This is a genomic window from Corallococcus macrosporus DSM 14697 (genome assembly GCF_002305895.1).
GTDB classification, from domain to species: Bacteria; Myxococcota; Myxococcia; order Myxococcales; family Myxococcaceae; genus Myxococcus; species Myxococcus macrosporus.
In genome coordinates, this window is sequence record NZ_CP022203.1 from 436,873 (window position 1) to 458,610 (window position 21,738).

Annotated in this window: 17 protein-coding genes; 10 read left to right on the forward strand and 7 right to left on the reverse strand. The window is 70.7% G+C overall.

Going from position 1 to position 21,738, the window contains the following annotated elements; translation table 11 throughout:
• Positions 1–3: 3 nt before the first annotated feature.
• Positions 4–741, reverse strand: a complete 738-nt coding sequence (locus tag MYMAC_RS01870; RefSeq protein WP_095956817.1) for a metallophosphoesterase — start codon at positions 739–741, stop codon at positions 4–6.
• Positions 742–1,152: 411 nt separating this feature from the next.
• Here MYMAC_RS01870 and MYMAC_RS01875 point away from each other — a divergent pair, with 411 nt between their 5' ends.
• Both MYMAC_RS01875 and MYMAC_RS01880 read left to right on the forward strand, forming a co-directional pair.
• Positions 1,153–2,781, forward strand: a complete 1,629-nt coding sequence (locus MYMAC_RS01875) for a golvesin C-terminal-like domain-containing protein (protein WP_170114692.1) — start codon at positions 1,153–1,155, stop codon at positions 2,779–2,781.
• Positions 2,782–2,788: 7 nt separating this feature from the next.
• Positions 2,789–3,889 (forward strand): TolB family protein, encoded by a 1,101-nt coding sequence (locus MYMAC_RS01880; protein WP_095961438.1) that lies wholly within the window; start codon positions 2,789–2,791, stop codon positions 3,887–3,889.
• Here the strand turns inward: MYMAC_RS01880 and MYMAC_RS38265 are convergent.
• From MYMAC_RS38265 to MYMAC_RS36580, 3 genes are all read right to left on the reverse strand, one after another.
• Positions 3,879–6,326, reverse strand: coding sequence for a sensor histidine kinase (locus MYMAC_RS38265; protein ID WP_157757425.1), 2,448 nt, complete (start codon positions 6,324–6,326; stop codon positions 3,879–3,881). The genes MYMAC_RS01880 and MYMAC_RS38265 overlap by 11 nt on opposite strands.
• A 249-nt stretch (positions 6,327–6,575) precedes the next feature.
• Positions 6,576–7,436 carry a carboxypeptidase regulatory-like domain-containing protein gene (locus MYMAC_RS01890; RefSeq protein ID WP_204817333.1) on the reverse strand — a complete coding sequence of 287 codons (861 nt, stop codon included), beginning with the start codon at positions 7,434–7,436 and terminating at the stop codon, positions 6,576–6,578.
• A gap of 249 nt (positions 7,437–7,685) precedes the next feature.
• Entirely contained in the window at positions 7,686–8,783 is a 1,098-nt protein-coding gene (locus tag MYMAC_RS36580) for a hypothetical protein (RefSeq protein WP_157757426.1), read from the reverse strand.
• A 238-nt stretch (positions 8,784–9,021) separates the two neighbouring features.
• Here MYMAC_RS36580 and MYMAC_RS01900 point away from each other — a divergent pair, with 238 nt between their 5' ends.
• On the forward strand, positions 9,022–10,011 hold the full coding sequence (locus MYMAC_RS01900) for a hypothetical protein (RefSeq protein WP_013936469.1): 990 nt from the start codon (positions 9,022–9,024) through the stop codon (positions 10,009–10,011).
• Between the two features lie 60 nt (positions 10,012–10,071).
• Here the strand turns inward: MYMAC_RS01900 and MYMAC_RS01905 are convergent, their stop codons facing one another.
• Together MYMAC_RS01905 and MYMAC_RS01910 are read right to left on the reverse strand one after the other, a co-directional pair.
• Positions 10,072–10,743 carry a DsbA family oxidoreductase gene (locus MYMAC_RS01905; RefSeq protein WP_013936468.1) on the reverse strand — a complete coding sequence of 224 codons (672 nt, stop codon included), beginning with the start codon at positions 10,741–10,743 and terminating at the stop codon, positions 10,072–10,074.
• 166 nt (positions 10,744–10,909) lie between these two features.
• Positions 10,910–11,899 carry an ATP-grasp domain-containing protein gene (locus MYMAC_RS01910; RefSeq protein ID WP_013936467.1) on the reverse strand — a complete coding sequence of 330 codons (990 nt, stop codon included), beginning with the start codon at positions 11,897–11,899 and terminating at the stop codon, positions 10,910–10,912.
• Between the two features lie 78 nt (positions 11,900–11,977).
• Here MYMAC_RS01910 and MYMAC_RS01915 point away from each other — a divergent pair, with 78 nt between their 5' ends.
• The 7 genes from MYMAC_RS01915 to ileS all read left to right on the forward strand — a co-directional run bounded on the left by MYMAC_RS01915 (position 11,978) and on the right by ileS (position 21,004).
• On the forward strand, positions 11,978–13,408 hold the full coding sequence (locus tag MYMAC_RS01915) for a sigma 54-interacting transcriptional regulator (protein WP_193364448.1): 1,431 nt from the start codon (positions 11,978–11,980) through the stop codon (positions 13,406–13,408).
• Between the two features lie 157 nt (positions 13,409–13,565).
• Positions 13,566–14,348 (forward strand): TadE/TadG family type IV pilus assembly protein, encoded by a 783-nt coding sequence (locus tag MYMAC_RS01920; RefSeq protein WP_043709545.1) that lies wholly within the window; start codon positions 13,566–13,568, stop codon positions 14,346–14,348.
• Positions 14,345–15,988 carry a Tad domain-containing protein gene (locus MYMAC_RS01925; RefSeq protein WP_170114693.1) on the forward strand — a complete coding sequence of 548 codons (1,644 nt, stop codon included), beginning with the start codon at positions 14,345–14,347 and terminating at the stop codon, positions 15,986–15,988. Before MYMAC_RS01920 ends, MYMAC_RS01925 begins: the two co-directional genes overlap by 4 nt.
• Positions 15,988–17,007 carry a pilus assembly protein gene (locus tag MYMAC_RS01930; protein ID WP_095956820.1) on the forward strand — a complete coding sequence of 340 codons (1,020 nt, stop codon included), beginning with the start codon at positions 15,988–15,990 and terminating at the stop codon, positions 17,005–17,007. The genes MYMAC_RS01925 and MYMAC_RS01930 overlap by 1 nt, the downstream gene beginning before the upstream one ends.
• 1 nt (position 17,008) lies before the next feature.
• Positions 17,009–17,332 carry a hypothetical protein gene (locus MYMAC_RS01935; RefSeq protein ID WP_095956821.1) on the forward strand — a complete coding sequence of 108 codons (324 nt, stop codon included), beginning with the start codon at positions 17,009–17,011 and terminating at the stop codon, positions 17,330–17,332.
• 46 nt (positions 17,333–17,378) lie between these two features.
• Positions 17,379–18,068 carry a hypothetical protein gene (locus MYMAC_RS01940; RefSeq protein ID WP_095956822.1) on the forward strand — a complete coding sequence of 230 codons (690 nt, stop codon included), beginning with the start codon at positions 17,379–17,381 and terminating at the stop codon, positions 18,066–18,068.
• Between the two features lie 35 nt (positions 18,069–18,103).
• Entirely contained in the window at positions 18,104–21,004 is a 2,901-nt protein-coding gene (gene ileS, locus MYMAC_RS01945) for an isoleucine--tRNA ligase (protein ID WP_095956823.1), read from the forward strand.
• Between the two features lie 77 nt (positions 21,005–21,081).
• Here the strand turns inward: ileS and MYMAC_RS01950 are convergent, their stop codons facing one another.
• Entirely contained in the window at positions 21,082–21,738 is a 657-nt protein-coding gene (locus tag MYMAC_RS01950; RefSeq protein WP_095956824.1) for a pilus assembly FimT family protein, read from the reverse strand.

A 21,738-nucleotide genomic window follows, 5' to 3' on the forward strand; every position in this document is an offset into this window, starting at 1 on the left:
TCCTCACACCTCGTCGAGCAGCACGGGCGCGAAGCCCGCCGCGTCACACGAGGCCAGGACATAGCGTACGCCGCCGCGCTCGCCCGTGAAGCCCGCCGCGATGCCCGCCGCGTGCAGGTGGCCATAGACGCACACCTTGGGCCCGAAGGCTTCGATGGGCGCGCTGAACGCCGTGGCCTTCTCGTTCGCGTACACCGGCGGGAAGTGCACCGCCACCACGCGCACCAGCGGCGTGGGGCTGGCCGCCTCCTTCTTCTTCGCGTCCTCCATGGACGCCGTCAGCCGGCGCGTCTCCCGCTCCACGTAGCCGGTGTCCGCCGCCTCGTCGCCCATCTCTCCGCCGGGCATGGGCGGGGCCTCCGGCGCCGTCCACAGCCGGCTGCCCGCAATCACCCACGGCCCCATGACGACGGCGTTGTTGTGGAGGAAGCCCTCCAGCGTCCGGAAGGGCTCCAGCAGCTTGCGCAGCTTGGAGGCGGAGTCGCCCCACCAGTAGTCATGGTTGCCCCGCACCAGCACCTTGCGCCCCGGACGCGCGTCCAGCCACGCCAGGTCGTCCATCACCTCGTGCGCCCGCGTGGCCCAGGAGATGTCCCCCGCCACGATGACCACGTCCTCCGGCGCCACCCGCTCATCCCACGCGCGCTGCAGCGGCAGGGGGTGCTCCGCCCACCCGAAGCGGTGCATGTCCTTCTGTCGCGTGGAGGGCAGGTGGGTGTCGCCGATACCGAAGAGCCGCATGGCCCCCCTCATAGCGGAAGCCCCGGGCGCTGTCGGCACCCACGTCTCGGCCCCTGAGTCGCGTGTCACGCCAAAAGGCCAGGAAGGCTGGAAACTGAGTAATAAGTCTTTACGTGTCGTTGTCTTGAAATACGTCAGTGCGACACGGGCTGGCCAACTCGGGGCTCCGGAGGCCGAGGCTTACATGTAGGGCGTTCCTGATTCCGGGATGTTGCGGTGCGGGGTTGCCGGAGGTGGAGTGGATTTCTTGACGGGCGGGTGGAGCATGGATGCTCCACATCGGGTCGGGGAAAAGAGGAGCTCCCCGGGAACGCGTGGCTGGCATGCATGGTGCTGGGGCGAGGCACCCTGCGCCGCTCCCGTGGAACGGGGGCGACCGTGGAGTTGCTGACCCCCCTTCAAGGAGTTTCCATGCACGTGTTGCGCAAGACGTTCGCGGCGACGGCCGCGGCCATGGCCCTTTCCGCCTGTGGCCCCCAGCCCGAAACGTCTCCGGAAGAGACGACCCCTGAGTCGCAGGTCCCCGCGGGCGTGGCGGACGACGCCGCCCGCGCGGTGGCCGACGCGGCCCGCCGCACGCCCAACGAGCTGGACGCGCTGTTCGCCAAGGCGGCGGCGGAGTTCAACGTCCCGGTGAGCCTGCTCAAGGCCATCTCCTATGTGGAGACGCGCTGGGAGCACGTCCTGGGCGAGGAGGAGTTCGAGGGCCGTCCGGCCGCGTTCGGTCTGCTGGCCCTGCGCGGTCAGCACATCATTGACGGCGCGGCCCTGGCGGGCGTGTCCGCGGACGCGGTGCGCGGCGAGCCGCTGGCCAACCTGCGCGCGGGCGCCGCGCTGCTGTCGAAGTACGCCGACGAGGCGGGCATCGACCGCGCGGACCTGGGCGCGTGGGCCCCGGTGACCGTGCGCCTGACGGACATCTCCGACCCGGACATCCAGGCGCACTACGTCCACAACGACGTGTACGCCGTGCTGCGCGAGGGCGCGGGTGCCTTCACGCCGGCGGGCAAGGTGGCCGTGTCGCTGGAGGCCGCCGCCGTCGAGCCGAAGTTCGCCCTGCCGCGGATGCAGGCCCTGGCGGCCGGCCCGGACTACGCGGCCTCCATCTGGCGCCCCTCGCCCAACTACAACGCGCGCCCCTCCGGCATCGGCGAGCAGATGGTCATCATCCACACCTGTGAGGGCGGCTACTCGGGCTGCTGGAGCTGGCTGACCAACTCCGCCGCGGGCGTGAGCGCGCACTACGTGGTCAACGAGAGCGGCACCGAGGTGTCGCAGCTCGTGCGCGAGTCCAGCCGCGCCTGGCACGTGGGCGCCGCCTACCGCAGCAGCCTCAACGGGGGCGTGAAGTCGAACCTCAACGGCCGGTCGACGAACGACTTCTCCATCGGTATCGAGCACGGCGGCTACGCCAGCTCGGCCTCGTTCTCCACGGGGATGATCAACACCTCCGCGAAGCTGACGTGCAACATCACCAAGGACCAGGGCATCCCGCGCGACAGCTACCACATCGTGGCGCACGCCCGGCTGCAGCCGGAGAACCGCACGGACCCGGGCCGCAACTGGCCGTGGTCCACGTACATCAGCAAGATTCGCAGCGAGTGCGGTGACGGCGGCGGCTCGACGTCGGCCATCGTGGTGGACAGCAACAACGCCAACAACAACGCCAGCAAGGGCTACATCGCGGTGCCGTCCACCTGGGCGCGTGGCACCAGCGCGGGCTACTACGGCAACGACTACTACTACGCCTCCACGCAGCCCATCTCCGAGCCGGCGGTGTTCCACTTCCACATGCCCGCGGCGGGCAGCCGGACCATCCAGGCCTGGTGGGTGCAGGGCACCAACCGCTCCCCCGCGGCGCCCTTCGTGATTACGCACACGGGCGGCAACAGCACGGTGAAGGTGAACCAGCAGACCAACGGCAGCAAGTGGGTGACGCTGGGCACCTACAACTTCGCCGCCGGCTGGAACAAGGTGCAGCTCAGCCGCTGGGCCACCGAGGGCTACGTCGTCATGGCGGACGCCATCCGGATTCAGTGAGGGGATGATGCAGGGCCTTGAACGGCTTCAACGTTCCTGGCCGTGGCGGGCGCGGTGGCTCACCGCGCTCGCCGTGCTCGGTGTCGGGTGTTCCGGCCGGTGTGGCGGGACGTCCGGCGCCGGGCCGCTGTCCCAGGAGGAGGCGCGCGCCGTTCCGGGCGCGGTCATCTTCCTGTCGGAGCGGGCAGGGCGGAAGGATGTCTGGAAGGTGAGTCCAGACGGAGTGGAGACGCAGCTCACGCGGGGTGAGGAGGACGTGTATCCCGGGCCCCCGTCGCCGGACGGCAAGTCGCTGCTCGTCATCGCCGCGGCGGAGGAGGGCGGGCTGCACCGTCAGCAGATGCGCGTGCTGCCGTTGGACGGCAAGGGCCCGGCGGTGCCGCTGCATCCACCCAGGGCGCGCGCGCGCAACGCGAGCTGGGCGCCGGACGGCACCTGGCTGGTGGCCGAGTCCGACGCGGAGGGCTTCAGCGACGTGGTGCGCCTGGTGCCCCGCGAGGGCGTGCCGGAGGTGCGCCTCACGCAGGTGCCGCAGGGCTGCTTCGAGCCCGCCGTGTCTCCGGACGGCAAGGAGGTGGCCTTCGTGTGCAGCCGCGAGGGCGACCCCGAAATCTACGCGGCGAACGCGGATGGCAGCGGTGAGCGCCGCCTCACCTTCTTCCACACCGAGGACCGCACGCCGAAGTGGAGCCCGGACGGCAAGTGGCTCGTCATCGTCAGCGACCGCGAGGGCAAGGACCGGCTGTACTTCCTCCGTCCGGACGGCTCGGACCTGCGCGCCGTGTCCGGCGAGTCCTTCACGGGCGACGAGCGCGAGGCGGTCTGGAGTCCGGATGGACAACGGCTGGCCTACGTGAGCCGCACGCCAGAGGGGCTCGCCCGCATCTGGGTGGTGCCGGTGGCGGGCGGCGCGCCGGTGGCCCTGACGGACGGCAAGCACCGGGACGACATGCCGGCCTGGAGTCCGGACGGGAAGTACCTGGCCTTCGTGTCCGAACGGGAGGGCGACACCGACGTGTACCTCATGCGCGCGGATGGCACCGGACAGACGCGCCTGACGCGCGCGAAGGGCGCGGACTGGCTGCCGCGCTGGGTGGCTACACGCTGACGGCTGGGCCGCTCCCCGCCGCCGGGTCCTGGCCCTCCGGGACCTGGGGCGGGCGCGGGCTGGCGCCGGGCGGGGCGACGGGGAGGCTGAAGCGGAAGGTGGAGCCCTTGCCGGGCTCGCTCTCCACCCAGATGCGGCCGCCGTGCGCCTCGATGATGAGCCGGCTGATGTACAGCCCCAGGCCCAGGCCCTTCGCATCCGACGCGCCGCTCTTGCGCGTGCGGTAGTACTTGTCGAAGACGTGCGCGGCGTCTTCCGGGGGCAGCCCGGGGCCCACGTCCGTCACCGACACCACCACCTGGCCCGGCTCGAGCTGGGCGCGCACGGTGATGGGCTGACCCGGGAGGCTGTACTTGGCGGCGTTGCTCAGCAGGTTGGCGGCCACCCGCTCCAGCCTCGCCGCGTCCATCCACACGGGCGGCAGCGTGCCCTGGACCTCCAGGTGGAAGCGCTCCCGGAGGTCGGGCGCCACGTCCCGCTCCAGCACCTCCTCCAGGAAGCGCCCCAAGTCCCGGGGCTCGCGGCGCAGCGCCTCCCGCTGGGACTCCAGCCGCGAGCCCTCCAGCAGCTCCTCAATCATGGCGCTCATCCAGTCCACGCTGCGCTGGATGGACAGCGTCATCGACTCCTCGCGCTCCAGGTTGCGCTCGTGCAGCGCGCGCCGCAGCAGGCCCACGCGCAGGTTGATGGTGTGGAGCGGGTTGCGCAGGTCGTGGGAGATGAGGCTGACGTACTCCTCGCGGAGCCGGTCCAGCTCGTGGCGGGTCGACACGTCCTGGGCCGTGGCGACCACGCCACGCAGCCTGCCTCCGGGACCGAACACGGGCGCCGCGGTCATCAGCACCGGCAGCCGCCGCCCGTCGGCGTGGAGGATGATGAACTCCTCGGGCCCCACCTGCTGGCCTGTCTTCAGGACACGGACGATGGGCAGGTCCTCCCGGTGGACTGGCTTGCCGTCGGCGGTGAGCACGCAGGGGTTGACGTCCACCGACGCCTCCAGCTCCACCCCTTTCAACGGGCGGTCGAGCAGGCGCTCCGCCACGGGGTTGGCCACCAGCGGGCCCCCCTCCGCCCTGGCGAAGACGATGCCCACGGGGGTGTGGTCCAGCAGGGCCTGCACCTGGCCGCGCTGCATCTCCGCCTCCTCGCGAGCGCGCTGGACGCTGGCGAGGTACCGCTCGCGCTCCGTCACGTCCCGGAGGACAGCGAGCAGGGTCGGGCCGCCGAGGCTGGCCACGGGGCTCAGCCGCACCTCCAGCGACACCTGGCTGCCGTCCTTGCGGAGTCCGTGCAGGGCGCGCTCGTTCAGCTTGGAGTCCAGGCTGCGCCCGCCGAAGAGGCCTTCGGGCACCAGCACCTCCACCTCGCGCCCCAGCAGCTCCTCGCGCGGATAGCCGAACACCCGCTCCGCCTCCGCGTTGACGAAGCGAAGCTGGCCCTGCGCGTCCACCGCCAGCAGCGGCGCGGGCGTGGTCTCCAGGAGGCCCCGGTAGCGCGCCTCGGAGGCCTCCAGCGCCGCGGTGGCCTGCTGGCGGCGCGCCTCGATGGCGTCCAGCGCCCGCGCGGACAGGAGCACGAGCGCCGCGCCGCCGGTGCTCACCAGGGTGGCGAAGATGGGGAGCTTGGCCTCCAGGTTGATGGCCCGCACGTCGTGGAGAATCATCAACACCATGCCCAGCAGCGAGGGGCCGAGCAGCGTCACCGGCACCAGCCTTCGCGCGAGGAAGCCCCCGAGCGAGTCGCGGGTGATGCGGCTCATCAGCCCCGAAGCCGGCCGCGCGCACAGCGTCCCCAGGGCCAGCAGCATCAGCGTCAGCGCCGTGGGCAGGCCCATGCTGCGCTCGGCGAGGAAGGGCAGGGTGCCCACCATCAACAGCGGGCCCATCAACAACCCGTTGAGGCCCAGGGTGGAGCTCACCAGCGACAGCACGACCAGGGTGTCCCGGAGGTGGCCGTGGCGGCCGTCGTCCTCCGGCAGCGCCAGGGCCGTGCCCAGCAGCAGCATGCAGGTGGCGGACAGGGGCGAGGGCCGGGGGAGCGACGCGGGCTGCTCGTCGAGCAGCCGCAGCATCAGGGCCTCCATGCCCAGGTCCCAGCCCGTGACGTCGCGCAGGAGGTTCGCCGCGCCGATGAACAGCATCACCAGCGCGCAGGCCCTGGCCACGCGCTCCTGGTGGTGCAGCACGCCGGGGGACGCCAGCCTCAGGCCCAGGGCGGCGCCGCCGAACACCATGGCGATGCCCGTCACCGGCGTCATGGGGATGCCAGCCACGCCGGGCCGCGGCATCTCCACGTCCCAGGCCCAGCCCAGGAGGTACAGCACGCCCACGAGCGGGGCGCCCAGCGCGGCGAGCCAGGCGATGCCCCGGGCCGTGGCTGCGCTGCGACGCTGAGGCCTCCAGCACTCGTTCATCGTGGCGTCCCCCCAGGAACGCACAGGGCTCCTCCCGTGACGTACCGGCCCGAGGCCCCCGTGTTCGAGACGCTCCAACGAGAGATGCGTCGCGCCCTCGCTTCCGGGCATTGGACGCGAGTGCGGCGCAGCGACGGGGACGGACGGTTGGGGGGCGCCGCCAGTCATTGGCCGAGCCTCACGCGCCTCCCATGGAACATGGGGCCAGCCCGCGCCCGGGGCAGCAGGCCCCAAGCGGCCAGGCCGCGAGCGGCAGGTCCGCTGCCGCGCTGACTAGAGAGGCGGGTAGAGGCCGGGATGGACGGTGAGCACCAGCCCCCACCCCGGCGCCACGCCCACGTTGCGTGGCACGTAGCCCTCCAGGCTCGTCACGGACAGGCGGAAGGCCTCCGCGTCCGCGCCCGAGTGGATGTACACGAACAGGCCCTCCGGGCCGGTGCCCACCTGATTCACGCCGTCGAGGTCGGCGGTGGGGTAGTAGACGCGGCCGGCCAGGTCCTCGCGGTCGGGCGCCACCGTCGCGCCCGCGACGGGTTGGCCGCTGGCGTCCACCACGCGGCCCAGGACGAAGCCCGCGTCACGCAGGGTGGCGGCCCGGTTGTCGGTGTGGCCCCGCAGGGTGCCCTCCCCCACGGCGACGCTGAGCGCGTCATGGAAGGCCTCCGGCAGCGCCCAGACGCGCGCGCCGATGATGTCGGTGCGCGGCCGCGCGCCCGTGAAGGCGGAGTCGTAGACGATGGTATGGGCGGGCACGAACCCGGCGGACGCCAGGCCCACCGCGAGGCTCAGGTGCATCTCGCGCACCGCCACGTCGCTCACGGTGAAGGCGCCGTCCGCGGCCGCTGGTGCCGTACCGAAGGTGGCGTTGGCGTCATTCACCGCCAGCCGCAGGGGCTCCGCGGCGGTGAGCGGCGCGCCATCCAACGAGGGCAGGGGCAGCCCCCGGGCCTCGAGCAGCCGCCGGGCCTCGGGGAGCAGGTCGACCGTGCCACTGATGCCGATGCGGAGGTTGTCCAGGTCCACGGACTCGGCGTCATCGGTCTGGATGCCCGGGTCGGGAGTGAAGTCGCCAGGGCCGCAGCCCACGGTGAGTCCCAGCAGCGCACAGGGAATCATCAGGAGAGGACGCATCATCGCGGGAAAGCTCTCCACGGCGGTTCGCGGCGGCAATCCACCCCGCTTCCCGTCCGTCCCCTGGTCGACGCCGCGGGGCCGGTGTCCATGGGCGACAGGGGCGACGCGCTGTCCGAAAAACGTCAGCGCCGCGCCCCGGAAGGGAGGCGCGGCGCCGTTCACGGGAGGGCCCGATGTTGGAGGGGCCACCGCAGCGTGGCGGCCCTCACCCGCGCCGTGCCCTGGGCCGGGGACACGGCGTCAGGAGGCTCAGCGCCAGCGGCCGTTGCTGCCGCCGGAGGAGGACGAACCCGAGCGCCCGGACGGAGGCGACGCGGAGCCGGAGGACTTCCCGCCGCTGCCGCCACCGCGCCCCCAGCCGCCACCGCTGGAGCCCGAGCTGCTGCTGGAGCCGCTGCTGCTGCCTCCCCGGTTCCAGCTACCGCCACCGCTGCTGGAGCCCGAGCTGCTGCTGGAGCCCGAGCTGCGACTGGAGCCGCCGCTGCTGCCGCCCCGCGTGTTCCAGCCGCTGCCGCTGTTGCCGCTGCTGGAGCTGCCGCTGTTGCCGCTGTTGGAGTTGCCGCTGCTGTTGGAGTTGCCGCCGCTCCAGCGGTTGCCGCCGCTGTTGTTGTCGCGGCGGTCATCGTCATCCCTGGGCGCGGCGTTGTTCGCGGGGCGCCCCGCGGGCGGCCGGTTCCAGCCGTTGCTGGAGCCGCCGTTGGACGCCGAGCCGCTGGCGGGCCGTCCCGAGGGGGGCGTGCTGCGGGTGCCCCAGCCGTTGGCGTTGTTGCTGCGCTGGCCGCGCGGAGGCCGGTTGACGTTGCCCGGCTGGGCGGGGCGGCCGGACCGCGTCGTCGTCCACCGGGTCCCCCCCGGAGGCGGCCGGGTGCCGCTGTACGTGTTGCCCGGAACGACGGGGCGGTTGTTGGGGCGCTGCGCGGGGCGCACGTAGCCGTAGCCGGCCGAGGCGCTGTGCGTGCGGCTCCACACGTAGCCGCGGTTGCGCTCGTAGCGGTAGATGCTGCCCGTGTTCGGGTAGTAGTCGTGCGAGTGGCGCCCGCGCAGGTTGCAGAGGCCGCCGTGCGCGTGGGGGTGGTCGTTCCAGTACCAGACCACCGACGGGCCGCTGTAGTAGTACGCGTTGTCCGAGTAGACGTAGTACGTCGTGGTCGGCTCGTAGTCGTGCACGTGCATGTGCGAGTACGGGCACCAGCCGCCGCCGTAGTCGTCGGGGATGGGGTGGTCGCTCGAGTAGCTGTACTCGATGACCTGGACCGGGGCGTGACGCGCCGGACCGTGGACGTGGGCGACACAGCCAGTACCCATCATCAGGGCAATCGGAACGGCGAGGGCGAGCAGGCGGCGCATGTGGTGATTCTCCTGGGCGGAGTGGACGGCGGGGCCGTCCACCTTGCGGCCACGCGGGAGCAGACGGCGGGGCGTGGAGAAAATTCACGCCCGGGTGCAGTCCCGCGTCGGTCCTCCGCCGGCCCCCAGGATAGCGCCCTTCGTCCTCTGGTGGACACCTGCCGGGGTGGTGTAGGGGGAAATGTGCGCGCCGCCCGCCCTGGAGGGGTGAGCCGCGGCGCGCGTGGGGAGACGCACCATGGCGGAGACTGAGTTCACTTCGGGCGCGAGCTGTCCGCTCCACCCGGGATTCGAGGCGGTGGGGACCTGTGCCCGCTGCGGCAACTTCATGTGCCGCACCTGCAGCCAGGGGGGCTCGCAGGCCTGGTGTCCGACCTGCCGTCAGCGCGAGGGCGCGGGGCAGGCGTTCCCGCTGAACCGAGAGAACTGGGGCATCTCCGGGCTGCTGGACGTGTGCTGGGCGGCCTTCAAGCGCGAATGGGTGATGCTCTGCGTGGGCGTGCTCATCTTCATCGCCGCGTCCATCGCCGGGCAGGTCGTCTCGCAAATCTTCTCCGTCGTCGCGGGCGTGGTGGACAACGTCGCCATCACCGTCCTCGCCATCCTCCTGGGCACGATTGCGTCCTACGTCATCCAGGGCGGGGTGACGCTGGGCTTCCTCCGGATGTGCATGGACGTGCTGGCCGGTCAGCGCGCGGACCTGGGCCGGCTGTTCAGCCAGTTCCACAAGGTCCCCGCGTACGTGGGGACGCTGTTCCTGTCCTTCGTGTTGATGGTGCCGCTCCTGCTGCTCATCGTCATCGTCGCCGTGGGCGCGGGGCTTGCGACGGGCACCGTGTCCTGGGCGGAGCTGGTGGGGCTGGGCGACCTGTCGTCCTCGGAGCTGGATTCGGCGCTGCGGCCCATGCTGCCCGGCCTCGCCGTGATGGGTCTGGTGGCCTTCGCGCTCTACATCTTCCCGGGCGGGTGGCTGCTCGCGCCGCTCATCCTGATGCAGCCGGAGCTGGCGCGGACCGACTCGCCCCGCGTCGTGGAGACGCTGCGCCGCTGCTTCGTCTACGCGCGGGGGCAGCGCCTGGCCATGGTGGGCACGTTGCTGCTGGGCGGCCTCATCACCGTGGTGGGCGTCTTCCTCTGCTGCGTGCCCGTGATTCCCGCCACGTCCTTCCTCTACCTGCTGCTGGCCGGGCTCTCCCTGACGCTCAGCCGCGGCGCGGAAGAGGCCTGAGCCCTTCCTCCTCACGGGGCCTGGCGCGTCCGCCGCGCGAGGCCCCGGGGGACGGGCGCTTCAGTGCACCACGCGCTCGGGCGAGCCCGAGCGGGGCACGGACACCTTGCCCAGGCACGCGAGGATGTGCTCGCGGTACTCGGCCAGCTCGCGCAGGCCGCACAACATCCACCGGCCACCGATGACGAGCGTGGGCACGCCGCGCACGCCGCGGTGGGTGGCGTCCCGGTGCTCGTCGAGGATGAGGCGCCGCGTCTCCTCCGAACGGAAGGCCGCGGAGAACTCGTCCATCGCCAGGCCCACGCGCGAGGCCAGCTCGAACACCACGTCCGACCGGGACACGTTGACGCCCTGCTCCAGCGCCGCGCGCTGCATGGCGCGGGCGAGGAACGCGCGAGCCTGCGGGCCCTGCAGCCGCGCCGCCTCCAGCGCCGCCAGCGCCGGCACGCTGGTGCGCGGCGGGTCTCCCCCGAGCCACAGGTCCGTGGACAACAGGCGCGCGGCGGCGTCCGGTTCTCGCCGCGCGCGCTCCACCTCCTCCACCCACGCGCGTTGTTCTCGCGCCGTGGGCAGCACGTCATGGACGCGCAGCGGATAGGGCCTGACGCTCCAGCGGACGGCGTCGCCCAGCTCCTGGCGCAAGACATCCAGGCGCAGGTCGGCGAGGTAGCACCAGGAGCACAGCACGTCCTGGTAGAGGGTGATCTGCAGCGGCTTGTGCAGCGTTTTCATTTGAGGGCCGCCAGATTAGAGGGCCTCCCGCGTCGCTGCCAACTCCTCAGGACCCACGGGCCATGACGGCATTCCTGTGTTCCTGAGGAGCATGCAAGGTGCCTTGCCCCGGCTGTGCGGCAGCTCGAAAGCAGGCGAGCAACCTCGCACGGACCCGGGTTCGCGCTCACCCGGCGCGCTTCGCCTCGGCGTACTTCAACGCGTGGTCGATGATGGCCCCGGCGATGTCCTTGCCGGTGGCGCGCTCCAGGCCCTCGAAGCCCGGGCTGGAGTTGATTTCCATCAGCCGGGGACCGGCGCGGCCCTCCAGCATGTCCACGCCCGCGACCTCCAGCCCGACCACGCGCGCGGCCCGCACGGCCGCTTCCATGTAGGGCGAGGACAGCTCGATTGCCTGCCCCTCTCCGCCGCGGTGGATGTTGGAGCGGAACTCCCCGGACTTGGCCTTGCGCCGCATGGCGCCCACCACGCGGTCGCCCACGACGAGCGCCCGCACGTCCCGCCCCTCGCTCTCCGCGACGAACTCCTGGAGCACGATTTCCTGTCCCAGGTCCCAGAAGGTGTCGAGGATGGTCTGCACCTCCGACAGCGTGTGGGCAATCATCACGCCCACGCCCTGGGTGCCCTTGATGAGCTTGATGATGACGGGCAGCCCGTTGACCTCCTCCACCAGCCGGCGCACGTTGCTGCGGTCGTGCGCCATGACGGTGCGGGGGATGTCCAGCCCGGAGCGCGACAGGAACTGCAACGCGCGCAGCTTGTCGCGGCTGCGCGCGATGGACGCGGGCGGGTTGAGCACGGGCACGCCCATCATCTCGAAGTGGTTCACCACCGCCAGGCCGTAGGCCGTGATGGACGCGCCGATGCGCGGCACCACCACGTCCACGCCGCGCACCTCCACGCCGCGGTACGTCATGCGCGGTGCGTCTTGCGCGAGCAGCAGGCAGCAACGCAGCGTGTCCAGCACCAGCGGGCGGTGGCCGCGCGCGCGGATGGCGGCCACCAGCCGCCGCGTGGAGTACAGCGCGCGCTTGCGGGACAGGACGACGACCGTCTTCTTCGCGTGCCCTTGCCGTGGGGCCCGCTCGGGATGGTCGGATGCCTGGCGCCCGGGCAGGGCCGGGGCCTTCTTCGGCTTCACTTTGCGCGGGGGCATGGGCGGGGCGCGAGAGCCTAGCACGGACGCCCACGGGGGGCGGGCCTCGTGGGGGGCCTTTGCTATCCTCGCGCGCAGATGAGTGCTCCCCCCCTGCACCCTGACGACATCCACACCAGTCCCGGCGACGTCGGACAAGACCTGAACCCCTCCCCGTTGTTGGGGGAGACGCTCGTGGTGGACCCCCGCACCACGGTGAAGCTCCACAAGTGCCGCCTGGCCGTCACGTCGGGCCCGGACACCGGCCGCTCGGTGGTGAGTGACAAGGAGCGCCTGCGCTGCGGCGCGCATCCGGGCAATGACCTGGTGCTGGTGGAGGACCGCACCGCCAGCCGTCACCACTTCGAAATCCAGTTCACCGAGCGCGGCTACCTGCTGGTGGACCTGGGCTCCACCAACGGCACCTTCCTGGACGGCCGGCGCATCGAGCGGGCCTACCTGTCACCGGGCTCGCAGATTCGCGCGGGCTCGTCGGTGCTGACCTTCGCGCCGCTGGATGAGGAGGTCACCATCGAGCCCGACCGCGAGGGCGAGCTGTGCGAGATGGTGGGGCAGAGCGTGAAGATGCGGCAGATATTCGGCCTCATCAAGAAGATCGCCCCCATGGACGTGTCCGTCATCATCCAGGGCGAGACGGGCACGGGGAAGGAGCTGGTGGCGCGCGCCATCCATGCGCTGTCCGGCCGCACCAAGGGCCCCATGGAGGTGCTGGACTGCGGCGCCATCCCGCCCAACCTCATCGAAAGCGAGCTGTTCGGCCACGAGAAGGGCGCCTTCACCGGCGCGGTGAGCGAGCGGCCCGGCGCCTTCGAGCGCGCGCACGGCGGCACCATCTTCCTGGACGAACTGGGCGAGCTGCGGCTGGACCTGCAGCCCAAGCTGCTGCGCGTGCTGGAGAACCATGAAGTGCGGCGCGTGGGCGGCAACGACGTCATCGAGGTGGACTGCCGCGTCATCGCCGCCACCAACCGCGACCTGATGAAGGAGATTCAGGGCGGCGGCTTCCGCGAGGACCTCTACTTCCGCCTGTCCGTCATCACCATCCAGCTCCCGCCGCTGCGCCAGCGCCGGGATGACATCCCCCTCATCCTCAAGCGCGCGCTCGCGGACCCGGAGGTCGTCGGCAAGCACGGCAAGAAGCGCTTCTCCGCGGAGTCCCTGGGCCTGCTGATGTCGTACTCGTGGCCGGGCAACGTGCGCGAGCTGATGAACGTGTTGTCACATGTCCTCACCTTCAGTGAAGGCGAGGAGATTCAGCCCGTGCACCTGCCGCCCCGCGTGCGGGGGCAGGTCCGCGAGGGGCCGCTGCCCTTCAACGAGCACCTCTCCTTCAAGGACGCCAAGGAGCAGCTCCTGGAGAACTTCGAGCGCGAGTACGTCACCAGCGTGTTGACGCGCTGCGAAGGAAACCTGTCTCGCGCGGCGCGTGAGAGCGGGCTCCACCGGAAGTCAATTGAACGGTTGGTGAAAAAATACCAGCTCGACACAAAGGGGATGAAGTCACGCTAGCCCCATGAGCAACCGGAGGGGCGTTGTAACTCGGTTGTTTCAGGCCAGAAAAACGCGTTTGTCGCAGCGCCGTGTTCTCCTGCGTGGGATGCCAGGAACGCCCCGTCAAGTTGACGTATGTCCGATCACGTCAGAATCCCCGGAACATACGTTCGCCATGAATTCACAGCGTCCGAGCCGTGGGAGGCAGTCCGGCCAGGCGATGGTCGAGGCGGCCCTGTCGCTTCCGCTCGTCGTGTTCCTGGTGTTGGGCACGCTCCAGCTCTTCCTGATGCTTCAGGCGCGCGTGCTCGCGCAATACGCGGCCTTCCGCGCGACGCGCGCGGGCAGCGTGGCCCACGGCGAGTGCGAGCGGATGAGCCACGCGGCCATCCTCGCCCTGCTGCCTTCGTTCCACTCCTTCATCGGCATGCACGTCCCGGGGGTGGGCGCCCAGCACGGCGGTGGCGTCGGCGCGCCCGAGCGGCTGGCCATGGCCTTCGCGCCGCGCCGGGACAACCGGTACCAGCCGGGGCTGGACGGCGTGCACACCGGCAGCATCGTGTGGATCAACCGCGGCCTGGCGGGCGGCGGCGTGGAGAGCCCGCAGGACCGCGGCTTCGACGACCCCGGGCACCTGCGGCGCCTGGAGGTGCGGCTCATCTACTGGTACCCCATGCGCATCCCCTTCGCGAACTGGGTGATGTCGCGGATGTTCCTCGCGCAGCTCGGCATCCAGGACTACACGGACGCCAACCCGCTGGTGCTGGCCGAGCGCAACGCCAACTGGGGGCCCGGCGAGTTCACCAGCCCCTACGCGCTGGCGACGGATGTCCGCACCGAGCTGGCCGAGCGCGTGGGCCGCCGTGAGTATGTGTTCCCCATCGAAACCAGCTTCACCATGCGGATGATGACGCCCGTCAAGGCGCGTCACTTCGCCTCCATGGACTGTCCCCGATGAATCGCTCTCATTCCCGCGGCCAGACATTGGTGTTGTTCGTGCTCGGCACGCTGCTCATGGTGCTGATGGTGACGCTGACGCTGTCCTTCACCATGAAGGTGCGCGAGCGCATCGAGGCGCAGACGGTGGCGGACGCGGCGGCGTTCTCCAACGCGGTGGCCACCGCCCGCACCTTCAACAACATCGCCATCATCAACCGCGTGCAGATTGCCCACGCGGTGGCGCAGGCGGGCGCCGCCAGCCTGGTGAGCTGGGCCAGCCTCTACCGCGCGCAGCTCAACGCGGCGCGCGGTGGGTACAGCGACTGGGAGTGGCCGTATCAGCTCAACGTCATCACCGGCTGCCCCTGCGCCTGGAAGAGCTCGTCCTGCGCGCGGCGCTGCCGCTGCGGCAACAAGGGGCTGCGCGATCTGGGCAAGCTGCAGCGCAACCTCCGCACGGAGGACCAGCGGGTCAACTCCGTGTTCCAGGCGTATGAGCCGCTGGTCGCGCTCCAGATGCGCGGGCACCAGCTCGCGCAGAACGCGCTGTACCTGGCCCAGCAGCAGAACTTCCAGGAGCTGAAGGACGCGGTGGACTCGCAGCGGTTCGCCAACCAGATTCTTTCCAACATCGTCCCGGGCAGGAACCCCACCGACTCCGCGTGGCAGGTGCCGCCGATTGGGGGCGTCAACAACGACGAGCTCACCGGCGGGTTGGCCTGCACGGGCGGCGGCGCCGTGTGCGACGTGCCGGCGACGGTGCAGCACGCGGTGAACGCCGCCATGGGCAGCCGCGGCTTCCACTTCGTCACGTGGCGGCAGGACATGGACTACGTCGCGCACCTGGCCAACCTGGCGTGGGTGGTTCCGCCGCCGGACAACGTGATGGTGGAGGTGGCCACGCAGGGGACGACGCACTTCGGCCGGAAGGGGCGGCAGATGCCGATGTTGCCGCCCTTCGCGCCCGCCATCACCGCCGAGGACGAGGGCAGCATCCTCTACCTGTACAACCACATGGCCAATGGCGGCGGCGCGCCGTGCCCCGCGGCCGTGGGCGGCATCGAAGGCGTCGAGGCGAGCCTGGTGAACTCCGGCGGCTTCATGCCCACGCCCGAGCACCGGTGGACGGGAGGCAGTGACCCCAGCCCCCGGATGCGGCACATGCTGATGCCCTGCATGAACCCGGTGTCGAGCTGCCCGGGCATCTGGCCGCTGTTCCTGGACTACAACCTCACCCAGCTCCTGGACGGCGGCGACAACAACTACGGCCAGCCGAAGAACTTCGCGGTGGTGCAGCGCAACCTGCGCACCCGGTCCCTGGACCCGTGGGACTACTCGTTCCGCTATCGCTTCCAGAGCAGCGGCACCGGCACGCAGTTCGACAACCGCAGCTTCCAGATGGCGGATGGGACGGCCAACGACGTCCAGACGGCCATGGCCACGGGCATCGCCTACTTCCACCGCGGCCACAGCGTGGCGTTCCACCACTGGAGCGAGCCGCCCAACCTGCTCAACCCGTTCTGGCGGGCCACCCTGGTGGCGGCGGACACGGACCAGGACGGCCTGGATGACGCCGCGGACACGCTGGACCTCAGCGCACCCGCCGCGGCCCGGACGCTGCGGGCCCTGCGCGCGGTGGGCTACAGGGGAATCCAATGATGAAGAAGACCCTCCGCTCCAGGCATGCCCGGGGCCAGTCGCTGGTCGAAGCGGCCATTGGCGTCACGCTCTTCGTCACCATCGTCGCCTTCGGCATCCACTTCGCCGAGGTCGGCTTCCTGTCCCTGAAGGTGCAGGAGGCCGCCATCTCCGCGCTCTGGGACGGCACGCACGGGCAGATGCACTTCATCCCCGTGAACTACGACCCCGCGGGCGGCTCCATGCGGGACGCCGCCAATGACGCCGAGGGGCGCTACGCGGACTTCAACGGCCTGTCCGCCACCACGGGCGCGGGCATCACCCAGGCGCTCACCACCGGCAGCAACATGGCGGTGAGCTGTGACATGGGCGTGGGCGTGGATTGGGGCGGCACCACCGTCACCCGCGCGACCTACCGTGACAACGGCGGCACCGCGTGCCGTGCCTCCGCGACCCTGTCCGCGTGGCGCTTCCCCCGCTCGTTCCTGGACCAGGGCGAGGGCGCCCTCTACCAGAAGCGGAACATGGAGGACTCGCTCGCAAGCCTCCAGGTCTGCGCGGTGGGGCGCCCGGTGGGCGGCCGCTGCACGGGCAGCTACTCCATGCTGATTGACGACTGGGGCCTGGCGGGCGAGGGGGAGGCCCTCACCTGCAACATCGTCATGCAGGACCAGCTCATCCCCTGCACCAACCCGGCGTACCACGCGGCGGTGTTCAGCATCTACACGCCCACGGTGCTCGCCATCCCGGGCGCGGCCAGCATGCTGGCCGAGCAGGCGCTCTTCTGGAACCCGCTGCCGCCCACGGCCCTGGCCATGGTGGGCCTGGGCATGAAGGAGCGGACGATGTGGATCAGCGCCGCGGGTGAGGACGTCATCAACTTCAACCAGTTCCCCACCTTGATGGACCCCATCAACATGGGCGTCTGGGGAACGTCTCCGGGTTCGGCGCTGGGAGGCGTCACCACGCTGCCGTACGCGGCGGCCCACCTGCAGCGCTTCAGCAAGGGCGCGTGCTTCCTTGGAAAGGAATGCGACTGACATGATTCGCTTCTCTGGATGGATTCGGCTGGCCCTGGTGTCAGCGGTGCTGTCATCTCCTGCGGCGCTGGCCGGGCGGACCGAGTGCGAGGCGGATTGCGGCAGCAAGGCCGGGTCCACGCTGGCCGAGTGCACGTCCCGCTGTCCCAACAACGGCCGGGACGCCGCTTGTGCCTCGCGCTGCACGCGGAAGTTCCAGGAGCAGTTCGCCGCGTGCTCGAAGCGCTGCCCGCCGCGGGACAACATCGAGTCTCCGCGCAAGACGGGCTCCCGCCCGCAGCCTCAGGAGTACGACGTCCCCGCCGAGGACGTCGTCGTCGAGTAGCCAACCGGCCGGCGAGGGGGGGGCGGCCATCTTCGTGGAGTGACGGATGACGCAGGTGCTGCGGGGACTCCTGGCGGGGGTGCTGGTGCTGCTGGCCGTGGAGGCTCGCGCCCAACGCCTGCCGTTCACCTGGGACGTGCCCAAGGTGGTGGCGGTGGTGGACGTGCCGGGCACCGTCATCTCGGAAGGCGTGCCCGTGCGGATGTCCGCCGTGCTCAGCGCGGAGCGCCCGGAGGTCATCGGGCAGCACCTGGTGTCGCGCTTCCAGGCCTGGGAGCTCCACGTCCCCAAGGAGTCGCTGCAGCCGCAGTTGTTGCGCGAGACGATGATTACCGCGCTCGACACCCGGCAGTTCATCTCCTACACGGCCATCCTCCAGGCCAACCCGGACGGCACCACCACGGTGTTCATGGGCGAGGCGAACCTGGCGCAGGGCCGGAAGCAGCCGCAGTCCACCGTGGCGCCGATGTTCCCGGGGGCCAGGGACTCGATGAAGGCGGACACGGAGTCGGCGCGCACGCTCACGTATTCCGTCGACGCGAAGCAGCCCGAGGTGGAGGCCTTCTACCGGACCGAGCTGGGCAACGCGGGCTTCCGTGAGGAGGAGCCGCGCCTGTTCCGCTCGCCGAACGAAGAAATCAAGCTGTCGTTCTCTCCCACGAAGGAGGGACGGCTGGCGGTGGTGGTGGTGCGCCGCACCGTCGCCCAGGAGCCCGTGAGTCCCACCGCGGATTGAAGCCCTGAGGGGAGCGTGTTACGGCCGCTGTCGACATGAGCGACACGCCCCCGAAGGAAAAGGACTTCAAGGATTCGGTCAACCTGCCGCGCACGGACTTCCCCATGAAGGGGAACCTGGGGCAGCTCGAGCCGCGCATGCTCGGCTGGTGGGCGGAGCGGGGGATTTGGGGGAAGATTCTGGAGCAGAACGCGGGCGCGGAGCCCTTCGTCCTGCCCGACGGTCCGCCCTACGCCAACGGCCACCTGCACGCGGGCCACGCGCTCAACAAGGTCCTCAAGGACATCGTGGTGAAGTACCGGAACATGTCCGGCCGCCGGTGTGAGTTCATCCCCGGCTGGGACACGCACGGGCTTCCCATTGAGCAGGCGGTGGAGAAGCGGCTCAAGGACAAGAAGGTCGACAAGCGCACGCTGTCTCGCGACGCCTTCCTGGAGGCGTGCCGCGCCTACGCGCTGGAGTTCGTCGACATCCAGAAGGCCGAGTTCCAGCGCCTGGGCGTGTTCGGCTCGTGGGAGCAGCCGTACAAGACGCTCGACTTCACCTACGAGGCGCAAGAAATCCGCGAGCTGGCCGCCTTCGCGAAGCGCGGCATGCTCTACCGCCGCAAGAAGCCGGTGTACTGGTGCTTGTATGACCAGACAGCGCTGGCGGAGGCGGAGGTGGAGTATGAGAACCACACCTCGCCCTCCGTGTACGTGGCTTTCCAGGCCGGCGCGGAGCTGGCGGACCGCGTGCCGTCGTTGAAGGGCAAGGACGTGGCCTTCGTCATCTGGACGACCACGCCGTGGACGCTGCCGTCCAACCTGGCCGTCGCCGTCAACCCGGAGTTCGAGTACGTCTTCTACCAGCTCGGCGCGCGCGTCATCTGCGTGGCGCGGGAGCTGCTCCCCAAGGTGCTGGCGGAGGTGAAGGCGGACGAGCTGGCGGTGAAGCACGTGGAGCTGCCCGGCGGTGAAGTGTCCGCGGCGGCGCTGGTGGACCCCTCGCGCATCCTGGCGTACGCGCGCGGCGAGGAGCTGGAGCACCTGACGTACCAGCACCCGCTCTACGAGCGCCGGGGCCGCGTCCTGCTGGGCGAGCATGTCACGCTGGATGCCGGTACGGGCCTGGTGCACACCGCGCCGGGGCACGGTCAGGAGGACTACGAGGTCGGCCTGAAGTACGGCCTGGACATCTACAACCCCGTGCGTCCGGACGGCCGTTACGACGACACGGTGGGGCCGGTGCTGGAGGGCCGGCGCGTGTTCGAGGCGAACCCCGTCGTCATCCAGTTGCTGGTGGAGAAGGGCGCGCTGCTCAACGCGGCCACGGACACGGTGGCGCACACGTATCCGCACTGCTGGCGCTGCCGCAACCCGGTCATCCTGAGCGCGACGTACCAGTGGTTCATCCCCATGGACGCGCCCTTCCACGGGACGCAGACGTTCCGGCAGGTGGTGCTGGAGCAGGTGGACAAGGTGCAGTGGGTGCCGTCATGGGGGCACAGCCGCATCCGCGGCATGTTGGAGACGCGGCCGGACTGGACCATCAGCCGTCAGCGGACCTGGGGCGTGCCCATCTGCATCGCCTACTGCGAGGGCTGCGAGGAGGCCGTGGTGTCACCCGAGCTGATGGAGCGGGTGGCCGCGGCGGTGGAGAAGGAGGGCGTGGGCGTGTGGTACCGCACGCCGGTGAAGGACTTCCTGGGCGCGGACTTCCAGTGCCCGCGCTGCGGCAAGGGTGAGTTCCGCCGCGAGACGGACATCCTCGACGTGTGGTTCGACTCGGCGTGCATGTTCTCCGCGGTGCTGGAGCAGCGGCAGCGGATTCCGGCGGACCTCTTCCTGGAGGGCAGCGACCAGCACCGCGGCTGGTTCCATTCCTCCATGCTGGTGGCGGTGGGCACGCGCGACAGGTCGCCGTACAAGGCGTGCCTCACGCATGGCTTCGTGGTGGACGGCCAGGGCGAGAAGATGTCCAAGAGCCGCGGCAACGTGGTGGCGCCGGACAAGGTCATCCAGCAGTACGGCGCGGAGGTGCTGCGCCTGTGGGTGGCGGCCAGCGACTACCGCAACGACGTGCGCCTGTCGGACCAGATTCTCAAGGGCCTGTCGGAAGGCTACCGGAAGGTTCGCAACACCATCCGCTACGCGCTGAGCAACCTCTACGACTTCGACCCGGCGAAGCACACGGTGCCGGAGGCGGAGCTGCTGCCGCTGGACCGCTGGGCGCTGGGGCGGCTGGCGGAGGTGGTGGCGCGGGTGCGCAAGGCGTACGAGGACTACGAGTTCCACCTCGTCTACGCCACGGTGGTGGACTTCGTCGCGGGTGACTTGTCGGCGGTGTACTTCGACATCCTCAAGGACCGGCTCTACACGTGGCGCGCGGACGGGCAGGCGCGGCGGGGCGCGCAGACGGTGCTGTACGAGGTGGCGTCGGTGCTGCTGCGGCTGTTGGCGCCGGTGATGAGCTTCACGGCGGAGGAGGCGTGGCAGACGCTGCCGGGCAAGCCGGCGGAGAGCGTCTTCCTGGGCGGCTTCCCCGTGGTGTCCGCGAAGCTGGAGCCGGCGCTGGCGGAGCGCTACGCGAAGCTCTTCGCGGTGCGCGGCGCGGTGCAGGGCGTGCTGGAGGCGGCGCGGCGGGACAAGCGCATCGGCGCGTCGCTGGAGGCGCGGGTGGTGCTGACGGCGGAGGGCGCGGCGCGCGACTTCCTCCAGGCGAACCTGGCCGAGCTGCCGGGCCTCTTCATCACCAGCCAGGTGGAGCTGGCGGACGTGAAGGGGGACGCGGCGCAGACGCTGGAGGTGGCGCAGGCGTTTGGTGAAGGCGTCCGCGTGACGGCCGAGGTGCTGCCCGCGCACGGCGAGAAGTGCCCGCGCTGCTGGACGTACTCGGAGGCGGTGGGGCAGGGCGGAGACGTCTGCCTCAAGTGCCGCGAGGCGCTGGCGGCGTAGCGAGCCCGCGCCACCTGTGAAGCGCCCTCCCCGGCGACCGTGCCCGGGGAGGGACGTGCTTCAACCGAGGCGCGAGCTCACTGCGTGCACTCGGCCACGGGGTGGTCGATGGCCGCCTGGGAGCTGCAGTCCAGGATGCTGGCCAGGCCCGTCCGGGGCTCCACCATGATGAGGCTGCGCGCCCGGCCCGACGTGAAGTCGATGCGGAGGTTGCCCGGGGCGGCGGCATCCAGCGCGACGGGGTCGTCGATGGAGTCCCGCATGCATCCCAGGTCGCCCGGGCGCACGGGGCGGCCGGAGCCGGGCATGTAGCAGAGCCCGTGCAGCGCGGCCGCGTTCATGGTGGTGGGGATGACGATGTCCTGCCCCATGGCCTGCTCGCCGGCACAGCACTCCGGGTTGGCGCGACAGGTGGTGTTCTCGCAGCCGACAGCGGGGCAGCTCGCGTTGTCCCAGTCGTTGTCGCACCGGAGTTGCTCCCACCGGGCCACCGTGCGCGTGGTTCCATCCCCGCGGGGGACGTTCTCCTCCACGACGATGCGCACGGGCTGGTTGGTGGAGATGGAGAGCTGCCGGGCGCGCAGCGTGGAGGCCCACAGCTCGCGAGTGGCCTCGTTCTCACGTTGGCGGTTGATGGGCGACTGCATGCCCACCAGCGCCGCGGCGAGCAGCACGGCGGCGATGGCCAGGGTGACCATCATCTCTAGCAGGGTGATGCCGCGTGACGACTTCAT

What these genes read in the sequence shown, in the direction of transcription:
- MYMAC_RS01915 (WP_193364448.1), top strand. Translation starts at nt 11,978, where the DNA reads ATGAGTGCTCCCCCCCTGCACCCTGACGACATCCACACCAGTCCCGGC.
- ileS (WP_095956823.1), top strand. Translation starts at nt 18,104, where the DNA reads ATGAGCGACACGCCCCCGAAGGAAAAGGACTTCAAGGATTCGGTCAAC.
- MYMAC_RS01930 (WP_095956820.1), top strand. Translation starts at nt 15,988, where the DNA reads ATGAAGAAGACCCTCCGCTCCAGGCATGCCCGGGGCCAGTCGCTGGTC.
- MYMAC_RS01900 (WP_013936469.1), top strand. Translation starts at nt 9,022, where the DNA reads ATGGCGGAGACTGAGTTCACTTCGGGCGCGAGCTGTCCGCTCCACCCG.
- MYMAC_RS01910 (WP_013936467.1), bottom strand. Translation starts at nt 11,899, where the DNA reads ATGCCCCCGCGCAAAGTGAAGCCGAAGAAGGCCCCGGCCCTGCCCGGG.
- MYMAC_RS01940 (WP_095956822.1), top strand. Translation starts at nt 17,379, where the DNA reads ATGACGCAGGTGCTGCGGGGACTCCTGGCGGGGGTGCTGGTGCTGCTG.
- MYMAC_RS01870 (WP_095956817.1), bottom strand. Translation starts at nt 741, where the DNA reads ATGCGGCTCTTCGGTATCGGCGACACCCACCTGCCCTCCACGCGACAG.
- MYMAC_RS01890 (WP_204817333.1), bottom strand. Translation starts at nt 7,436, where the DNA reads ATGATGCGTCCTCTCCTGATGATTCCCTGTGCGCTGCTGGGACTCACC.
- MYMAC_RS36580 (WP_157757426.1), bottom strand. Translation starts at nt 8,783, where the DNA reads ATGCGCCGCCTGCTCGCCCTCGCCGTTCCGATTGCCCTGATGATGGGT.
- MYMAC_RS01920 (WP_043709545.1), top strand. Translation starts at nt 13,566, where the DNA reads ATGAATTCACAGCGTCCGAGCCGTGGGAGGCAGTCCGGCCAGGCGATG.
- MYMAC_RS01950 (WP_095956824.1), bottom strand. Translation starts at nt 21,738, where the DNA reads ATGAAGTCGTCACGCGGCATCACCCTGCTAGAGATGATGGTCACCCTG.
- MYMAC_RS01875 (WP_170114692.1), top strand. Translation starts at nt 1,153, where the DNA reads ATGCACGTGTTGCGCAAGACGTTCGCGGCGACGGCCGCGGCCATGGCC.
- MYMAC_RS01880 (WP_095961438.1), top strand. Translation starts at nt 2,789, where the DNA reads ATGCAGGGCCTTGAACGGCTTCAACGTTCCTGGCCGTGGCGGGCGCGG.
- MYMAC_RS01935 (WP_095956821.1), top strand. Translation starts at nt 17,009, where the DNA reads ATGATTCGCTTCTCTGGATGGATTCGGCTGGCCCTGGTGTCAGCGGTG.
- MYMAC_RS01905 (WP_013936468.1), bottom strand. Translation starts at nt 10,743, where the DNA reads ATGAAAACGCTGCACAAGCCGCTGCAGATCACCCTCTACCAGGACGTG.
- MYMAC_RS01925 (WP_170114693.1), top strand. Translation starts at nt 14,345, where the DNA reads ATGAATCGCTCTCATTCCCGCGGCCAGACATTGGTGTTGTTCGTGCTC.